The organism is Caballeronia mineralivorans PML1(12) (assembly GCF_001028175.1).
GTDB classification, from domain to species: Bacteria; Pseudomonadota; Gammaproteobacteria; order Burkholderiales; family Burkholderiaceae; genus Caballeronia; species Caballeronia mineralivorans.
Genome location: NZ_AEJF01000041.1, coordinates 38529 through 55427, shown reverse-complemented (window position 1 = coordinate 55427; position 16899 = coordinate 38529). Strand labels below are relative to the sequence as shown.

17 protein-coding genes are annotated in these 16899 nt (G+C 60.2%); 9 read left to right on the top strand and 8 right to left on the bottom strand.

The annotated features are described in order from the left end of the window. Window positions 1-55: 55 nt before the first annotated feature. Window positions 56-670 carry a glutathione transferase GstA gene (gstA, locus tag EOS_RS04925; protein WP_047845472.1) on the top strand — a complete coding sequence of 205 codons (615 nt, stop codon included), beginning with the start codon at window positions 56-58 and terminating at the stop codon, window positions 668-670. Between the two features lie 123 nt (window positions 671-793). On the opposite strand, the gene EOS_RS04920 is transcribed toward gstA, so the two are convergent. Both EOS_RS04920 and EOS_RS04915 read right to left on the bottom strand, forming a co-directional pair. After that, window positions 794-1594: a class I SAM-dependent methyltransferase gene (locus EOS_RS04920; protein WP_047845471.1), complete on the bottom strand. Its 801-nt coding sequence runs from the start codon at window positions 1592-1594 to the stop codon at window positions 794-796. 65 nt (window positions 1595-1659) lie between these two features. Continuing rightward, entirely contained in the window at window positions 1660-2508 is an 849-nt protein-coding gene (locus tag EOS_RS04915; protein ID WP_053063749.1) for an AraC family transcriptional regulator, read from the bottom strand. A gap of 269 nt (window positions 2509-2777) precedes the next feature. Between EOS_RS04915 and EOS_RS04910 the strand changes: the two genes are divergently transcribed. The 3 genes from EOS_RS04910 (at window position 2778) to EOS_RS04900 (ending at window position 6628) form a co-directional block, all read left to right on the top strand. Continuing rightward, window positions 2778-4403 carry a sugar ABC transporter ATP-binding protein gene (locus EOS_RS04910; RefSeq protein WP_047845469.1) on the top strand — a complete coding sequence of 542 codons (1626 nt, stop codon included), beginning with the start codon at window positions 2778-2780 and terminating at the stop codon, window positions 4401-4403. Beyond that, the gene (locus EOS_RS04905) at window positions 4400-5401 is read left to right on the top strand and encodes an ABC transporter permease (protein WP_047845468.1); all 1002 of its coding nucleotides are present in this window, start codon (window positions 4400-4402) and stop codon (window positions 5399-5401) included. The genes EOS_RS04910 and EOS_RS04905 overlap by 4 nt, the downstream gene beginning before the upstream one ends. A gap of 78 nt (window positions 5402-5479) precedes the next feature. Beyond that, window positions 5480-6628 (top strand): substrate-binding domain-containing protein, encoded by a 1149-nt coding sequence (locus tag EOS_RS04900; protein WP_047845467.1) that lies wholly within the window; start codon window positions 5480-5482, stop codon window positions 6626-6628. Between the two features lie 127 nt (window positions 6629-6755). Here the strand turns inward: EOS_RS04900 and EOS_RS04895 are convergent, their stop codons facing one another. Then, entirely contained in the window at window positions 6756-7193 is a 438-nt protein-coding gene (locus tag EOS_RS04895; RefSeq protein WP_063779062.1) for a MarR family winged helix-turn-helix transcriptional regulator, read from the bottom strand. 48 nt (window positions 7194-7241) lie between these two features. Here EOS_RS04895 and EOS_RS04890 point away from each other — a divergent pair, with 48 nt between their 5' ends. Next, window positions 7242-7598, top strand: a complete 357-nt coding sequence (locus EOS_RS04890; protein WP_152693078.1) for a hypothetical protein — start codon at window positions 7242-7244, stop codon at window positions 7596-7598. Between the two features lie 29 nt (window positions 7599-7627). Here EOS_RS04890 and EOS_RS04885 read toward each other — a convergent pair whose 3' ends face one another. Further along, complete coding sequence (locus tag EOS_RS04885) at window positions 7628-8050, bottom strand: GNAT family N-acetyltransferase (protein WP_047845464.1); 423 nt, start codon at window positions 8048-8050, stop codon at window positions 7628-7630. Between the two features lie 219 nt (window positions 8051-8269). On the opposite strand from EOS_RS04885, the gene EOS_RS04880 reads away from it, so the two are divergent. Beyond that, the gene (locus EOS_RS04880; protein ID WP_047845463.1) at window positions 8270-9433 is read left to right on the top strand and encodes a porin; all 1164 of its coding nucleotides are present in this window, start codon (window positions 8270-8272) and stop codon (window positions 9431-9433) included. A 128-nt stretch (window positions 9434-9561) separates the two neighbouring features. Here the strand turns inward: EOS_RS04880 and EOS_RS04875 are convergent, their stop codons facing one another. The 4 genes from EOS_RS04875 to EOS_RS04860 all read right to left on the bottom strand — a co-directional run bounded on the left by EOS_RS04875 (window position 9562) and on the right by EOS_RS04860 (window position 14294). Next, window positions 9562-11532 (bottom strand): APC family permease, encoded by a 1971-nt coding sequence (locus EOS_RS04875; RefSeq protein ID WP_047845462.1) that lies wholly within the window; start codon window positions 11530-11532, stop codon window positions 9562-9564. 100 nt (window positions 11533-11632) lie between these two features. Then, window positions 11633-12886 (bottom strand): RNA polymerase sigma factor, encoded by a 1254-nt coding sequence (locus EOS_RS04870; RefSeq protein WP_200908609.1) that lies wholly within the window; start codon window positions 12884-12886, stop codon window positions 11633-11635. Window positions 12887-12890: 4 nt separating this feature from the next. Continuing rightward, on the bottom strand, window positions 12891-13247 hold the full coding sequence (locus EOS_RS04865; RefSeq protein ID WP_047845461.1) for a YciI family protein: 357 nt from the start codon (window positions 13245-13247) through the stop codon (window positions 12891-12893). Window positions 13248-13403: 156 nt separating this feature from the next. Continuing rightward, entirely contained in the window at window positions 13404-14294 is an 891-nt protein-coding gene (locus tag EOS_RS04860) for a LysR family transcriptional regulator (RefSeq protein WP_047845460.1), read from the bottom strand. Window positions 14295-14475: 181 nt separating this feature from the next. On the opposite strand from EOS_RS04860, the gene EOS_RS04855 reads away from it, so the two are divergent. The 3 genes from EOS_RS04855 (at window position 14476) to EOS_RS04845 (ending at window position 16884) form a co-directional block, all read left to right on the top strand. Next, window positions 14476-15339, top strand: coding sequence for an alpha/beta fold hydrolase (locus EOS_RS04855; RefSeq protein ID WP_047845459.1), 864 nt, complete (start codon window positions 14476-14478; stop codon window positions 15337-15339). Between the two features lie 59 nt (window positions 15340-15398). Further along, window positions 15399-16145 (top strand): SDR family NAD(P)-dependent oxidoreductase, encoded by a 747-nt coding sequence (locus tag EOS_RS04850; RefSeq protein ID WP_047845458.1) that lies wholly within the window; start codon window positions 15399-15401, stop codon window positions 16143-16145. Between the two features lie 91 nt (window positions 16146-16236). Then, window positions 16237-16884: a glutathione S-transferase gene (locus EOS_RS04845; RefSeq protein ID WP_047845457.1), complete on the top strand. Its 648-nt coding sequence runs from the start codon at window positions 16237-16239 to the stop codon at window positions 16882-16884. The last annotated feature ends 15 nt before the right edge of the window (window positions 16885-16899 follow it).

Here is a 16899-nt window from a genome sequence, read left to right as displayed (position 1 = left end):
TAAGTGCCATTCGACCTAGCCACACTCTGCGCTCCGAATCTTGAACGAGGTGTGCATGAAGTTATATTTCGCTGCCGAGACCTGCTCGTTGTCGCCGCATATCGTCCTGCGCGAATTGAATCTTCCGTTTGAGTTAGTCAGGGTGAACAACAAAACCAAAAAGACGGCTGACGGCCGCGACTTTCTTTCGATCAATCCGAAAGGCTACGTGGCTGCACTGGAAATCGATAACGGCGAAGTGCTGACGGAAGGCGCGGCGATCGTTCAATATCTCGCAGACCTGAAGCCCGAGGCAAGGCTTGCGCCCGCGAACGGCACGTGGGAGCGAACGCGTTTGCAGGAATGGTTGAATTTCATCACCAGTGAAATTCACGCAGGGTTGAGCCCACTCTTCAACGCGGAAATTCCAGACACGGTCAAGGCGATTTTCAAGGACAAGCTGTTCAAGCGACTAGACCAGGTCGCATCGGTCCTGAATCAGCATGACTATTTGTTGGGTGCGCAATTCAGCGTGGCCGACGCTTACCTTTTTACGGTACTTCGCTGGACTCGTTTTTTCTCAATCGATCTCGGCCGGTGGCCGTCGATCGTGAGTTATATGGGCCGGGTCGGCAGGCGTGCGACCGTACAAGCAGCGCTTGAAGCGGAAGCAGCGGCACAAGCTGCGTGATCAGTTGCTTGCAAAAGCTTAGGAATGGTCCGCGTCGACGCCTGGGCGGCGCTAACCGCGGAAGATCTTCGTTCCGCGGCTCTGCGTGCCATTACATGGAGCCCAATCGATCCGCCGCCCCGCTTACCTCTGCCCCACGCCCTTAAAGAACGTATAGCAGAACACCCCATCTGCCTGCGTGGTTCGATAAAGGTCTCTGATGCCGTCATCGAAATCTTCCGGTTTGATCAGGCCGGCCGATATCGCTGGCGCGCGAACGCCCTCGATCATCGCGGTAAACGTCTTCCTCGTGAATCCATCGACCAGATCAGGCCGGCTCGAGTCCACGTAGACCATGCGAGGCGACACGCGAACCTTATCGAAACCCGTCGCGGTCATCAGCGGATATAACTGCCTGCCGATAAGCGCATTGCCTCCTGCCTGCTGCTGCAACGTGATTTGGCATTGAATGGCCGCCCGCGCAGCATGACTGTCCGGATGAAAATACGCCGAGCCATGATCCCCTTCAATGACCGTGATCGTTCCACCCGGCTTGAGCAGACGCTTGAGCAACGTAAGCACCTCGATGGGCCGCGCGAGATGCTCCAGCACGAAGCAAACAAAAACGTGATCGAAAGAACTTGCGTTGAACGGTAGCGAAAATATATCGGCGTGCTGGAACGTAACGTTCGTGAGTCCCGCTGCATTGATTTTTTGCCGGGCTGCGTCGATTGATTCCGGGCGAATATCGATCGAGGTGAATCGTGCATCCGGGCTGCGCTGAGCCAGCGTAACCGTCTGCGCGCCGACGCCGCATCCCGCCTCCAGCACGGTGTGGCCGGCAGGATAAAGCGTGTCGAAGTGCAGCAGGTCAGTCAGCGTTCGCGCCTGGTTTTGCAAGCGATCGTTCTCATGCGATTGATAACCGTGTACATAAGCGTCCATGAATCCAGACCTCCTTCAAGTAGGTGGCCCAGTGTCGCTGTCCACTCCGGCGCTCGTCTTGAACGTTATTGCAGCGCGCGCACGGCAGCTTTCTGCCAGGCACCGGGCGTGAATCCGAACTGACGAACGAAAAGGCGCGTCATGTGGCTTTGATCAGCGAAACCACACGACGCCGCCGCCTGCGCCAGGCTTAACCCTTCGCGAATGAGGCTTCGAGCTCGCTCGGCGCGTTGGTGCAACAGCCAGGAATGCGGCGGCACACCATAGATCTTTTCAAAGCGGCGCAGGACTTGATATTTGCTTAAGCCCGCCATCGTGGCCAGTTCGCTTAGCGTCGGCGGATTCAGCAAGTCATCGCCAAGCCGTTCGCGAACCTGCCTCAGGTCCCCGCCAATCTCGCGAGCGGGTGGAACAGTGGAATGGACATTCAGCAGAAGCGCGCAGGTCTGGACCAGGGACTCTTCGCACGCGAGGACATTGGCGCTGGTCGACTGCCGCTCAGCGCCGCAGTTCTCAACGCGCCGAAACAGTTGCCGCAGCGCAGCACTGAGTCGCGGGTCTTCTATAACAGGACGCGTGAGCGCCACATCGGAAGCGGTGCGAGACCGAGGATCGCCCAGCATGGAAGCAATCACCCCGGGTTCCAGATACACCATGCGCCAGCGACGCGAAGCGCCGCCAATCGGGCGGCCGTCATGCACCTCACCGGGATTGGTCGTGATCAGGTTGCCCGCATAGGCCTCCACCTGCCCCTGACCGCTAGCGGAGCTTTGCGCGCCGTTTTCCAGAAGGCCGAGGCCGAAGGTTGCATGCCAGTGCTTGCCGTAGTGACGAGCACTGTCGATGTCCGTGCAATAGACATCCGCCCAGGGCGAGCCGAACACTCGACAGTAGTGACTTGGAGTTGCCTTCATGTCTCAGAGACTATCGCAAGTCGAGTCTCGAGTTAGTTCAGAAGCACCATTAAGCCGGGTTTACCAGAAACGCGAAAACGAAATGATAGTTACATAAGAAGATACGATCATCACATCTAGACGCCATTAATAACGCTGTAATGCCCGAAAATGTTATTGACTCATCATTTAACCGATGAGAAGATCACAACAGCGTTTTGCGATCAATAGCAAAAAATTCGCAAAATGCATAAAAGAATTTCGTCATGCAGACGAAGGAGACAAGCGAGATGAGTGAACCGGTTGCGGTCGCGGCCGCTTCATCGCCTCAGGTGCCATTGATCCGTGTTGCGGGCGTCACCAAGCGATTTGGCGGCGTGCAAGCGCTTCGCGGCGTCAACCTCGAAGTACTTCCCGGAGAAGTCCACGCGTTGCTGGGCGAGAACGGTGCCGGGAAGTCAACGCTGATCAAGATCCTGAGCGGTGTTCATGCTTACGATGAGGGGTCCATCGAGATCGCCGGCCAGAGAGTGGCGTTCGATTCCCCGGCAAAATCCCGCGATGCGGGTATTGCCGTCGTCTATCAGGACCTGAGCCTGGTCGAATCCTTGTCCGTCGGCGCCAACCTGATGCTGGGACGAGAGCCGCGCACGCGTTTGGGTTTCGTGAAAAAACGCGAGCTCATGACCATGGTCAGCGACTTTCTTAAAGCACATGGCATCCCGCTCGATGCACGCACACCCGTGGGTTCCCTCCCCTTCGCGTATCGGCAGATGACGGAGATCTGCAAGGCGTTGATGGGAGACGTGCGAATCCTGATTCTCGACGAACCCACCTCGGCGCTGACCGGGGGCGAGGAACAGATCCTCTTCGAAGCCATCCGCACCGTGACGGATCGCGGCGTGGGTGTGATCTATGTGACCCACCGGTTAAACGAGGTGTTTCGTATTTCCCAGCGCGTCACGGTGTTCCGTGACGGCATGAACGTCGGCTTGTTTCCAACGGCGGAAACCGACATGAAGCAACTGGTCGCAGCAATTATTGGCCCCGGCCACGCCGCCTTGCATGCCCGGGAAAGAACCCCTGTGGGCTCGGCGAGCGATTTTCCTGCAGCAGGATGTGAGCTGGCATCCGTGACCGTAGCGCCCATCCTTACGTTATCCAAAGCAGGCAACGACCGGCTTCATGATGTCGACCTCACGGTCCGCAAGGGCGAGATCCATGGACTCGCGGGATTGATCGGCAGCGGCCGCACCGAGATCCTGCAAACCATCTTCGGACTCAGACCGGTTGAAACTGGCGCTATTGTTATCGACGACCGGCCGCTCTCCCGTATTACGCCTGCCAAGGCCATCAAACTGGGCGTCGCGCTCGTGCCTGAGGACCGCCACCTGCAGGGACTGGTCCTCGATCACTCCATCGAGCGAAACCTGACCTTGCCGCGGTTGCCGCATTTTTCCCGGTGGGGTTGGCTGCGCAGCCAGGCAGCCGTGCAACAGGCGCGAAGCGCGATGAAAAAGCTGGCCGTGAAAGCGCCGGATTCTTCCACCTACGTCAAGTTCCTGTCAGGAGGAAATCAACAGAAAGTAGTCTTTGCCAAGTGGGATCGACCGCGGCCAAAACTCCTTCTCCTTGATGAACCCACGGTCGGTGTCGACGTGGGCGCGCGCGAGGAAATCTACGGTGTGGTCCAGGACGCCGCCCGGGACGGCACAGGTGTCCTCATCGTTTCCTCGGATCTGGATGAACTGCTGCGCTTATGCGACCGGGTCTCGATCGTGGTCGATGGCTGCGTCGTCAATACCATTGATCGCGCCAATCTCGGCAACGCCGAAGAGCTTCATCACCTGATTCAACTTTCCCGTTCTTCCAACGAGTCCCCCAAGGGGACTTCCTTCGGGGCGCACGCAACATGAACGACTCTGTCTCGACACAGGCGACTGACGGGCAGGTTGCCCAACAGCGGCGCAGCCGTAAGTGGCAACTGGTGCAACTCCTGTTGCAGGGAGACAGGCCGTATGCACTGTATTTCGCGTTCGCGATCCTGCTGGTGGTCTTCAGCCTGGCGTCGCCGTGGTTCCTCTCCATCGACAACTTCCTGAACATCGGCCGCCAGACCGCGCTCGTTTCCATCATCGCTATCGGCATGACGTTTGTCATCATCGCCCGGCAGATCGACTTGTCGGTGGGGTCGACGCTGGCGTTGTCCGGCATGTCCGCCGCGCTGGCGATGGCGCATATCGGCGACAACTGGATCATCGGAGCCATTGCGGGCATCGGCACGGGCGCACTCGTGGGCGCGATCAACGGATTCATTATCACGAGGCTGAGCATTCCCTCGTTCCTGGTGACGTTAGGATCCCTGAGTGCTGCGCGCGGACTGGCATTGCTGGTCACGACGACCAAGCCGGTCATCATCACCAACGACTCGTTCGTCGCGATCTTCGGCGAGGGCGATATTCTCGGCGTACCGGTGCCGATCATATGGACGGTGCTCGCCGTGATCGCCGGCATCTTGCTGCTTCACTACAGCGTCTTCGGTCGGCAGATCTATGCAGCCGGAGGCAATCCGACCGCAGCGCTTTATTCGGGCATCAACATCAGGCGCGTGACCACGCTTGCCTTCGTTCTCACCGGCATGCTCGCAGGGCTCGCCGCACTCGTCCTCTCCGCGCGTTCGCATGCAGCACGCCCCGATGTCGTGCAGGGTCTCGAGCTCGATGTGATCGCCTCCGTGACGCTTGGCGGGTGCAGTTTGTTCGGTGGCCGGGGGTTCGTTCTCGGCACGCTGCTTGGCAGCCTCATTATCGGAACACTCAATAACGGCCTGGTTTTGCTGGGCGTCAGTTCTTCGCTCCAGCTTGTCATCAAGGGAGCGATCATTGTCGCGGCGGTCGCTTTTACGAAGAAGTGACGGAACCACGGCCACGCGCCGGCCAAGGTTCCGCGATGGGCAGGAGACGCGGTACATCAAAACCAACGGAGGAGAATCATGAAACATCGTCGTGGCTCGAGAATGGTTGTAGCCAGTGTGATGGCAGCGGCAAGCGTCGCGGCCATCATGTCTTCTTACGACGCCCGCGCGCAATGCGTGACCGGGCTGCCGGCAGGCTCGATAGGACCCAAGTCGATTGTCGGGCAAGGACCCAACGGCGAAAAAGCGGCTTCGGTGGACACCGTGCAACTTAGCACCGCTGACATGGCCAAGGTGAAAGCCGGTAAATTCAAGGTCGGCATTTCCATGCAGACCATGAACCTCGACTGGTCCCAGCTGCAGGTGCAAGGTATTACCGATACCCTGAAAAAATACGGCGTGGAGGTCATCGGCACGGCGTCGGCCGAGTATCAGGTCGACAAGCAGATCGCGGATATCGAGAACACCATTCAGCGCCATCCGGACGGCATCATCTCCATTCCGGTCGACGGCACCGCGACCGCTGCGACGTACAAGAAAGTGTCGCAGGCCGGCATCAAGCTGGTGTTCATGGACAACGTGCCTACCGGCCTCAAACATCCGGAGCAATACGCGTCGATGATCTCCGCCGACAGCGAGGGCAATGGCCAGATCGCGGCCAAGGTCCTTGCGTCATGCGTCCCCCAGGGTGCCACGATTGGATTGGTCAATTTCGGTGTGGATTACTTCAGCACGAAGGAGCGCACCAAGGCGGTCAATGACTGGATGAAAAAGAACCGGCCCGATATCAAGATCAAGCAGGTCGACTTCACGGATCCCTCGAAAGTGGGACAAATCGCGGGCGACTTCCTGACGGGCAATCCGGACGTCAAGGGCTTGTTCGCGGTTTGGGATCAACCGGCGTTGGACACGCTGACATCGATGCGGGCGCAGGGGGTGAACATCCCCGTCACGACAGTGGATCTTGGCCTCGAATCCGCGATCGAGATAGCCAAGGGAGGACCGCTCAAGGCGACCGGTTCGCAGCGTCCCTACGATCAGGGCGTTGCCGAGGCGATGGCCATGATGAAGGCGCTCATCGGACAGACGCCGCCGGCCTGGATCGGCGTGCAGTCCTTGCCCGTCGTCCAGTCGACTGTGCTCGAAGCGTATAAGACCGTCTTCAAGAAAGATCCTCCGGCTCAGCTTGCGGACGCATGCAAAAAAGCGAAGCCGGCTTGCGGCTGACGTGAAGATTGAGCGACGTGCGCAGAGCGATTGATGGCACCGTGCTTCGCTTGCCCGCGATCCCGGAACGACGCTCGGTCTGTTCCGGGAACATGCCCGGGAATCAAGTGCGTCTGAACGCTCGCGCTCACCCTTGCGGTGGACGCGCTGACAACTTGTCCAGTAGCCTGCGCAGCGTATCCCGCTCGTCCTTTTCCAGCGAAGCGAGAATTGCATCGTCGAGTTTCAGTGCGATCGCCATGGCCTGCTGCAGCAACGCCGCGCCCTTCGGCGTGAGCTGGATCGCATAACGGCGACGGTCGGCTTCATCCGGCACGCGATTGATCGCGCCGAGCGCCTCCAGGTCGTCAATCACCGGCACGATCGCGCTAGGCACCACGTTCAACGCCTGGCCGAGCGCGAGTTGAGAGGCCATCGGCATGCCGCGGATAGCCGCCAGCAGACCACAATGCCTCGGTCGAAGCCCAAGCGGGCGCAAACGCTCGGCGAACTCCTCAGTCGCAGCCTGCCCCAGCTTGCTGAGCATGTAACCGGCGGTATTACTCAGGTGACTTGCTTGTTTCATGGCCGAATAGTACATTGATTAAATCATTCACTATATGAACTATTCCCCATGAGAACGAAATCCCTCTTCTACGTATGCGCGTCGATTACCTGCTTGAACGCACTGACCAGCGCGGCCTTTTCGGTGGCAATGCTCATCGGCGAACCGCTAATGAAGACCGCCGCCATGTACGGCGTTGCGCGCAGCGTGCCGCTCGCCCTGGCAGCGCTGACCGCGACGGCTACGCGCTCCTATGGCGGTATCGTGGTGCTAGGCTTGCTGCTGGCTTCGGTGCAGGCATGCGACGCGATTGTCGGATGGATGTTGCACGATGCCGGCAAGACGATCGGGCCGCTGGTGCTGGCGGTCCTGACTCTCGTTTCGGTCATTGTTTTCTTGCGCAAGGAACGGTCGGAGGTTTCTTGAGGCCGGCCGGCGGAATACTTAAGCGCGACCTAAAGCGCGCGCGAGAGTCGGGTCAGCGTATCGACGGGCTGCCAGCCGGCCTTTTGCCAAAAGGCCATACCGGCCTCGTTATCGACGACAACATCAAGATGTACCCATCCCAGCTGGTGTTCCCGCAGACCCTCGAGACACCTGTCGATCATCGCCCGGGCGAGCCCTTGACCGCGCAAAGCCGGCGCAACCACGACATGCTGGAGGAATCCACGGCGTCCATCGTGGCTAGCCAGCGCGCAGCCTGCGAGGTTGCCGTCATCAAAAGCGACAACGCTCAGGCCCGGATTTCTGGCAAGTAACCGTTCGATCCCGTCCTGGCTGTCGGTGACCGGGCGAATATCGACACCTGGCGTACTCCGCCAGAGTGCGACTACAGCTTCATAGTCAGCCAGCACCATTTCTCGAATCTCTACACCCATTTTCAATCCTGCAAAGAGCTATTGTTAAACGTCAAGCACGCGCGACTATAGATTTTACTGACGCCGCCGACGGTTCTTTTAACACCTAATTTACGCGCGCTCAAATAGCATTTGCCCGAGTCGCGGTTCAGGCCGTCGGCATCGAATGCTCAGGCAGATCGCGACGCCTGAAACTGATGCGATGTTTTTTGGCCCTTGCACTATCCCGGAGTTTTAGAAATGAAAAAGTCCCTCGTGGTCGCTGCCTTGTCGTGCGTGTCCATTGTTTCCGCCCACGCCCAAAGCAGCGTTACGCTCTATGGCGTTATCGATACCGGCCTCATTTATAGCAATAATCAGGGCGGTCATAGCGCCTGGCAGGAAACCAGTGCCGCAACCGAGAATACCGTGTACGGGTTGAAGGGCTCGGAAGACCTGGGCGGAGGTCTGCATGCCATTTTCAAACTCGAAAATGGGTTCAACCTGAATAACGGCACGTCGTTCAATTCCGGCGATGCATTCGGAGAGCAGGCGTACGTCGGCATACAAAGCGACAAGTTCGGCACGCTGCTGCTGGGCCGTCAATTCGATCCGGTCAATGACTACCTTGGGCCTTTGTCGGCTACAGGCAGCGGCTACGGCGGCAACCTGTCCGCGCATCCGTTCAACAACGATAACCTCGCCGCTGACTCCATGAGTCTTAACAATGCGGTCAAGTACACGAGTGTGTCGTATGCCGGCTTTACCTTCGGAGGCGCATACGCGTTCAGCAACAAAGCCAATGGATTCGCAGACAACCGGGCGTACGGGTTCGGCACCTCGTATTCGGCGGGTCCGCTGAACGTTGCGGCGGCGTATCTTCAGTTGAACAACGCTGGAGGCGGCATCCAGGCAACCAATCCAAACGGCGCAGTGGCACTCGGCGACGGCAGCGCCGACTTCGTCGCCACGCGCCAACGTACCTGGGGTGTCGGCGGCAATTACGTCTTTGGCCCGGCCACGGTTGGCTTGTTGTGGACGCATTCGCAGATCGACAACATGGCCAGCGTGTTTGCAGGAGGCGCAGGAAATGTCCCGTTGGCCGGCCAGTTGCGGCTCGACAACTATGAAGTCAATGCCCGCTATGCGTTGACACCCGCGCTCAGCCTCGCGGCGGCCTATACGTTCACCGATGGGTCGTACAACAACGGAGCGTCCAGATCGTCACCAAGGTGGCACGAAGGCACCTTGCAAACCGACTACGCTCTAAGCAAACGCACGGACTTCTATGTTGAAGGCGTCTATCAACATGTCTCCGGCGCTCAAGCGGGGACCGTATTGAGCGAGGCCACCATCAACACGCTGTCGCCCTCGTCGACGGGAAGCCAGCTCGCTGTGACCGTGGGTATCCGCCATCAGTTTTAAAAGGCACGGGTAGTTATGTTGTTGCACAGGCAGTGATCAAGGTGAATCTTGAGCTGCGCAGACTGTATGGCGCACCCGCATGAAGGAAACGCTGGCGCTTGGCGTATATCGCCACGGCGCCAGCAACGTCATCCTACGTTCATCGGCAATAGCACCATCTGCCTGCCCTGCTGGTGCAGGCGCGTCTGGATCTCGACGGGCGTCTGGTTATGCAACCACGCCGTCAGGAAATTGACCCGCTTGAAAATCAGTTTGCTGGCAAAACACACGCTGTTTGGAAACTCATCCATCGTGGTCTCGGCGAGTTTCATGAATTCGCCAATCGGGTGCGTGCCGAAGCCAATCCGGTAATCGGCCGGAATGCCATGCCGGCGGCAGTGCGCGACGTAGTACTCGAGTGATGACTTGATCGTTTTCTGCAGACGGTCCAGCTGTTCCGCCCCCTCGTAACTTTGCGCATCGACTTCGCCCACCGCGAGAAATATAAAGCTCTTGAAGTGGTCCGGGAAGAGCCGGTTGACCCACAGAAGCGCGTGCATGCTTGCACCGCGATGCTTGCCGACCAGAAGGATTGCTGTCGGCTGAGAGGGGTCCGGTTTAGCCAACGCGGATTCATCGGTCGCGGGCGGCATGTCGCTAAAGATTGCGTCCTCCCTGGCGAGTTGCGCACGTGTATCGTTGTAGTGACGTTTGATCAGGAAGCACGCGGCGACCACCGCGCTCGTGACCAGCACCGTCAGCCAGCCGCCAGCCGTGAATTTCTCGACCAGCGTAATGACCAGCACGGTGCTGGTCACCGAGAGACCAAGCGCCGACAGCACAAACGGTCTCACCCAGCCTTTACCGTCACGGCGATGACGCCACCAGTACGTGCACAAGCCAAGCAGCGACAGGCTGAACGTGAGGAACACATTAATGCTGTAAAGCACGACGAGGATGTCCACATTGCCGTGCGTCCAGAAGAGGATCGCCAGACTCGCGATCCCCATGACGACAATGCCGTTCTGCCTGACGAGGCGCGTCGACAGGTCGCGGAAATGGCGCGGCACCCAGGAATCGGAGGCCATGTTCGACAACACCGCCGGACCGTCGAGAAAACCCGTTTGCGCACCCACCAGCAACAGTCCCGCTTCGAGGGCCAGCACCGCTGCCAGCAGCGCATGACGCGCGAACGCCGAGCCGAGTCCCAGATGGTCGATCACGCTGCCGAAGACCACCGCGTTAAGCGTTTGGCCCTCCACCGGCCGGGCCTGCCACAACATGTAAAGCAGGATGATGCCGCCCGCCGTGAACGCCAACGACGTTGCCATGTAGAACATGGTCACCTTGCCGTTCGGCACGCGCGGCTCGGCCAGCATGTTGACGTTGTTCGACACGGCTTCGAGGCCTGTGTAAGTGCCGCCGCCCAGCGAAAACGCACGCATCAGCAAGGCTACGACCACGAGCGGTCCGAGCGTGTGCGACATGGTGTGCGCTTCCACCACGGCGCCTGGCACAACGGCCACCAGCTGATCGCCGTGGACGGCTACGCCATAGATGATCAGTCCAAGATGGAGCACGACAAAACCGAGAAAAATCGGCAGCAGCACCAGGATCGACTCCTTCATGCCACGGAAATTCAGCCCGGTCATCAGGACGATCAGCGTCAGTTCGGTGGCGAGTTTGAATGCCTGCGCGCCGACAGGCAACAGGCTGAAAAACGCATCGACACCGCTCGCAAGCGACGTCGCGATTGTCAGCACATAGTCGACCAATAGCGCTGCGCCTGAGACGAGCCCCGGGCTCGACCCCAGCAAGGCGGTGGCGACGCGATAGCCACCACCGCCGGTGGGAAACAACGAGATCACCTGGTTGTAGCCAAGCGCGATGATAAAAACAGTCGCCGCGGTAGCGAACGCGAGAATCAGGGCGAGCGGTGTGTGCTGACCGAGCGCCAGGAACGCTTCTTCAGGACCGTAGCAGGAGGAAGACAGTCCGTCCGCACCGAGCCCGACCCATGCGAGTAGCGGCGTGACGGCAATGGCATGCCGCGTGCGCGGGTCGAGAGGATCGAGCGGCTTGCCGACCAGCAGGCTCCAGATCTTGTGAACGGCAGTCATGGCGTCTCCGGGTTGATCCAGAAGCGGGAGACGCCATTGTGAGCGAGAACGTCGAGGCCGCCATATTTGCTTTCTGGCGCAGCGTCTGGTTTTCCCTGATCTAGCCGCCGACAGTCCCGGCGCGCTGCTGCAGGAAGTGGCGCACCGCGGGATCGCGCTCGAGGCCGATGGCGCGCCGGTACGCTTCCGCCGCCGCCTCTGCGCTACCGTTTCGTGTCAACAATTCCGCGCGCGCTGCCCAGTAGGGCTGGTATTCTGACAGCCGCGCGTCGCCCGCCAAAGCATCGAGCGCCGCGAGCCCTATGGCCGCGCCCTGTGTCTCGGCGATTGCGACGGCCCGGTTGAGCATCGCCACCGGGGAGTCGGTCAATTGGCATAGGGCGTCATACAGTTGCACGATAGCCGCCCAGTCAGACTGGCCACCGCGCCGCCGCACTGCATGAGCGGATTGCACGGCCGCTTCCAACTGGTACCGTCCGAGCTTGCCCCCCCGGCTTGCGTGCGACAGCAGTTCCTCCGCCTCGTCGATCATGACCAGGTCCCACAACCGCACATCCTGGTCGCTCAGCGCGACGTACGCGCCATCGTCACCTCGTCTTGCCGCCCGCCGGGCATGCGTGTGCAGCATCAACGCCAGCAGTCCGAGCGCCTCGGCGTCATCCGGCAGCAACGAAGCGACAAGCCGGCCCAGCCAGATCGCCTCGTCCGCAAGATTGCGACGGCGGGCGTCGCTCCCCTCAGGATCAGCCCACCCTTCCGAGTACGCTGCATAGATGGCTTCGAGCACGGTGTCCAGACGCTCGGCGAGCATCGTCTGGTCAGGCAGCCCAAGGCGGATGTTCGCATCGCGGATCTTGCTCTTCGCGCGCACGAGGCGCTGGCCCATCGTGCCGGGAGCCGTCAGGAACGCAGAAGCGATCGTCGCGGCGTCGAAGCCGAGTACCGCCTGCAGCATCAGCGGCGCACGCACGCTGCGCTCGATCGCGGGATGAGCACAGGCGAACATGAGGCCCAGGCGCTCGTCGGGTATGACCGGCTCGCCATCCTCGTCGCTCGCCAGTTCGGCGAGCCACTGCAGGTATCCTGCCGCGTCCTCTCCAAGACGCCGTCGGCGTGCCGCATCGACCATCTTTCGGCGCGCAACCGTGAATAGCCACGCGTCCGGATTCTGCGGCACGCCGTGGACCGGCCAGTCAGTGAGGGCGGCGGCGAAGGCTTCGGACAACGCGTCTTCCGCCCCCGCCACGTCGCGAGTGCGGGCGGCAAGAAACGCGATCAGCTTGCCATAGCTGCGCCGCGCTGCCGCCTCTGCCGCCCCTGCCGCGTGATTCGCCTCACCCTTGGCCGGCAACACGGGCTCAGTCCTGTCCGAGCGGCCAGATCGGCCGTACTTCCATCGTGCCGTAGCTGGCAGCAGGACATCGGGCGGTCCATGACAACGCGGTATCCAGGTCAGGCACGTCGATGATGTAGTAGCCGCCCAGCTCTTCCCGCGTCTCTGCGTAGGGACCGTTAAGCACCTTGGTCTCGCCCGACCGGACACGTACAGTCGTAGCCGTCTCCACCGGCCTTAGCCGCGCTCCTCCGCGCATGATCCCGGCCTTTTGCAGCGCTTCGGTATAGGCACCGAAGGCAGCAGTCATTTCTACACCCTGCGCCGGGCTCATCTCTTTCAGCTCGGCCTCGCTCCGAAAAATCAGCAGTATGTATTCCACGATAACTCCTCGTCTCTGACGGCAAGACACCATTGCCTAGCCTTGACAATGTCGCGCGGCTTAGCGGGATTTATACATGGTAGGCAAAAAGATTTAGGTGCGTCGCAAAGTCGGACTGCCTGCGGCCAGGCAGTAGCGGCAGCCGGCCCCCGATGATCAAGTCGCAGCATGCACCGTCAACTCGTCCGCTCGTGAAAGAAACAACTTCAGAACAGGAGAGGTGTTCGACTTGCTATAGCCGATAACCAGATCGATCGTCGGTACATCGCCTTCAAGAGGCCGGCTGACTACCGACCACGGCATCAGGTTGTTCGCGTACTCCGGCATCAGCGCGAGCCCGCGCGTGGACGCCACCAGCGACATCGCCATTGCCAGATTGTCGACCCCGTGTTCGGGCGTGATATTGACCCCGCTCTGCTGCAGATACTGCACGATCACCGCGTGCGCCACCCTCGCCTTGTTCGACGCCATGATGAATGGCTCGCCCACGAAATCCTCCGGGCGGATCGCCGCTCGCCCGGTCAACCGATGATCGCTCGGCATGAGCGCAATAAACTTTTCGCGGCTGACCACGCGGTACTCGAGATCGAACCCCGGTTCGGCACGCAGAAACGCGAGGTCGAGCTTGCCACGCGCGAGTGCATCAGCGAGATCCGGTGAATAGTGGCTCGAAACCGTCACGTCGATGTTCGGCAGTTCTTCGCGAAGCACCTGCATGGCGCGCGGCAGCCAGGTCATTTCCTGGCCGGTCAGGAAGCCGAGCGCGAAGACTTGTTTCGTGGGTTGCGCGGCTCGGCGCGCTGCTTCGACGGCGGCGTCGACTTGCGTCAGCGCGAGCCGCGCATGGTCGAGAAAAGCCTTGCCCGCCGCGGTCAGTTCGACCCCGCGCGCACTACGGCTGAACAGCTCCACACCCACCTCGTCTTCCAGATCGCGGATCTGCCGGCTAAGCGATGGTTGCGACGTATGCAAGCGACGTTCGGCTGCAACGGTCAGGCTGCCGGTCTCCGCGACGGCCAGGAAATACCGCAGATGTCGAAGCTCCATAGACCCTCTTTGGTTTGCCCATGCCTGACAGGCATGCCCGCCAGCCTACAAAGTCTTTTTACTTTCCACAAGATATCACTAGATTACGCATCAGGCAGCGACGAAACGGCGATGACCCGTCCATCGTAACGGCGTGGAATTTGTCTCGCTCCATGCCTTTCATCTATATCGGAGAACCGCCATGACTGGCCATACACATCAGACCGCCCCAACCCGATTCGTCGATGCAAACGGCATCCGCTTCGCCTACCGGCGCTTCGGCACGGCGGGCGGCGTGCCGCTCGTGTTCAACATCCACTTCACCGGCACGATGGATCACTGGGACCCGGCCGTCACCGATGGCCTTGCCCAGGATCGCGAAGTGATCCTGTTCAACAACGCCGGCATCTCCGGCACCTCCGGCGAAGTACCGCAATCGATTGAAGAGATGGCCGCCAACGCCGCGGCTTTCATCAAGGCGCTGGGTCTCACGCAAGTCGACGTGCTCGGTTTTTCGATGGGTGGCCTGATCGCGCAGCAACTGGCGCTCGCGGAACCGCAACTCGTGCGCCGCCTGATCCTGGTCGGCACCGGCCCGCGCAGCGGCGAAGGCATGCAATCGCTGACGCCCGAGGCACAGGATATTTTCGGCGCGGCTTACGAAGAGCCGGATCATCTGTGGCTGCGCGTGCATTTCTCGCCGTCGGAGGCGAGCCAGACGGCAGGCCGCAAATTTCTGCAGCGCTTCCGCTTACGCACTGAAGACCGGGATCCCGAAGCCAACGACAAGGTCGCACCGGCGCAACTCGCCGCGCTCGCCAAATGGGGCGCGCCGCGCGAGAGCCCTTTCGATTACCTGAAGGCGCTCGCTCAGCCCACGCTCGTGATCAACGGCGATAACGACGTGATCATCTACTCGATCAACTCGTGGATCCTGCAGCAGAACATTCCAAACGCGCAGTTGATCATTTACCCCGATGCGAACCACGGCTCGTTGTACCAGTATCCCGAGCGCTTCGTGACGCACGTCGCGCAGTTCCTGTCCGAAAGTGGCGAACGCGCCTGAGCGAATGCTCACGCTCTGAATCGTCGATTCGTTTTCATTGAACTTACTGGAGTCTCGTCATGACCAGCCTCTCCGGAAAGACCGCTCTCGTCACAGGGGCTTCACGGGGCATCGGCCGCGCCAGCGCGCTCGCACTCGCGAAGCAAGGCGCGCAGGTGCTGGTGCACTACAGCAGGGGCGAAAAGGAAGCGGACGCTGTCGTTGCCGAGATTCGCGCGGCCGGCGGCAACGCCCAGAAAGTCGCTGCGAATCTACGCGATGCAGACGGTCCGCATATGCTTGCCAAGCGCGTGCGCGCTGTAGTGGGCCATCGACTGGACATTCTGGTGGCGAACGCCGGCATTTCAAAGTCGGCGAGCATCGAGGAAACGACCATTGAAGATTTCGACGCCATGTTCGCCGTGAACGTACGCGCGCCCTATTTCCTCGTGCAGCAGTTGCTGCCTGTGATGTGCAAAGGAAGCAGCGTTGTTCTACTATCTTCTCTCGCGGCACGTGCCGCGGTGGGCACGCTACCGGCATACGCGGCTACCAAGGGCGCGGTCGATACGCTCGTCAAGCATTTCGCTTCCGCGCTCGGCGAACGCGGCATCCGGGTGAATGCGGTCGCGCCCGGTGTCGTTGAAACCGGCATGGCGAGCTTCGCGAAGACCGACGCGGGACGCGAGGCCACGCTCGGCATGCAGGCGTTGAAACGCGTTGCACAACCCGATGACATCGGCGGTGCGGTCGCGTTTCTCGCATCGGATGCAGCGCGCTGGATCACCGGGGAAACGCTGCATGTAGACGGCGGCTCGAAACTCTAAGCCGGACGAATTCAAGTATTTTAAGTATCCGTGATAGACCCTATTGATTAGGTATCCACATTTAAATACAGCATCCAAAGGAAGATTCGAAATGGCAACCGACACACCCGTACTGTACGAATCCAAAGGCTCCCCCAACTCGCGGCGCGTGCGTTTCTTCATCGCGGAGAAGGGAATCGATATCCCGATGAAGCCTGTCGACCTGGGCGCCAAAGAACAGTTCTCCGACGCCTACCGCGCCGTCAATCCGCGTAGCCAGGTGCCGGCTTTGGCATTGGCCGACGGCCCCGTCATCACAGAAGTGCTTGCGATCTGGCGTTATCTGGAAGAAGCGTATCCGCAGACACCCTTGTTGGGCACGACGGCGACGTCGAAGGCGCTCGTCGCGATGTGGGAACGCCGCGCAGAACTGGACGGCTTCGCACCGGTAATGGAAGGCGTGCGCAACGCGGTCCCCGGACTGAAAGGCCGTGCGCTGTCTGGTCCGCACGCTTATGACCAGATTGTCGAACTGGTCGAGCGAAGCAAACAACGCGTCGCCAACTTTTTCGCGGACTTCAACGAGCGATTGGAGACGGTGCGGTACGTCGCGGGCGATGAATTCTCCGCAGCGGATATCACGACGCTCGTCACGGTCGACTTCGCGGCCAACGCGCTGAAGATGCCCATTCCAGCGGAACACACCGCATTTCAGCGATGGTATGACGAAGTATCGGTCCGGCCGAGCGCCGCTGCATGACGTATTGATGACGTA

What these genes read in the sequence shown, in the direction of transcription:
- gstA (WP_047845472.1), top strand. Translation starts at nt 56, where the DNA reads ATGAAGTTATATTTCGCTGCCGAGACCTGCTCGTTGTCGCCGCATATC.
- EOS_RS04920 (WP_047845471.1), bottom strand. Translation starts at nt 1,594, where the DNA reads ATGGACGCTTATGTACACGGTTATCAATCGCATGAGAACGATCGCTTG.
- EOS_RS04915 (WP_053063749.1), bottom strand. Translation starts at nt 2,508, where the DNA reads ATGAAGGCAACTCCAAGTCACTACTGTCGAGTGTTCGGCTCGCCCTGG.
- EOS_RS04910 (WP_047845469.1), top strand. Translation starts at nt 2,778, where the DNA reads ATGAGTGAACCGGTTGCGGTCGCGGCCGCTTCATCGCCTCAGGTGCCA.
- EOS_RS04905 (WP_047845468.1), top strand. Translation starts at nt 4,400, where the DNA reads ATGAACGACTCTGTCTCGACACAGGCGACTGACGGGCAGGTTGCCCAA.
- EOS_RS04900 (WP_047845467.1), top strand. Translation starts at nt 5,480, where the DNA reads ATGAAACATCGTCGTGGCTCGAGAATGGTTGTAGCCAGTGTGATGGCA.
- EOS_RS04895 (WP_063779062.1), bottom strand. Translation starts at nt 7,193, where the DNA reads ATGAAACAAGCAAGTCACCTGAGTAATACCGCCGGTTACATGCTCAGC.
- EOS_RS04890 (WP_152693078.1), top strand. Translation starts at nt 7,242, where the DNA reads ATGAGAACGAAATCCCTCTTCTACGTATGCGCGTCGATTACCTGCTTG.
- EOS_RS04885 (WP_047845464.1), bottom strand. Translation starts at nt 8,050, where the DNA reads ATGGGTGTAGAGATTCGAGAAATGGTGCTGGCTGACTATGAAGCTGTA.
- EOS_RS04880 (WP_047845463.1), top strand. Translation starts at nt 8,270, where the DNA reads ATGAAAAAGTCCCTCGTGGTCGCTGCCTTGTCGTGCGTGTCCATTGTT.
- EOS_RS04875 (WP_047845462.1), bottom strand. Translation starts at nt 11,532, where the DNA reads ATGACTGCCGTTCACAAGATCTGGAGCCTGCTGGTCGGCAAGCCGCTC.
- EOS_RS04860 (WP_047845460.1), bottom strand. Translation starts at nt 14,294, where the DNA reads ATGGAGCTTCGACATCTGCGGTATTTCCTGGCCGTCGCGGAGACCGGC.
- EOS_RS04855 (WP_047845459.1), top strand. Translation starts at nt 14,476, where the DNA reads ATGACTGGCCATACACATCAGACCGCCCCAACCCGATTCGTCGATGCA.
- EOS_RS04850 (WP_047845458.1), top strand. Translation starts at nt 15,399, where the DNA reads ATGACCAGCCTCTCCGGAAAGACCGCTCTCGTCACAGGGGCTTCACGG.
- EOS_RS04845 (WP_047845457.1), top strand. Translation starts at nt 16,237, where the DNA reads ATGGCAACCGACACACCCGTACTGTACGAATCCAAAGGCTCCCCCAAC.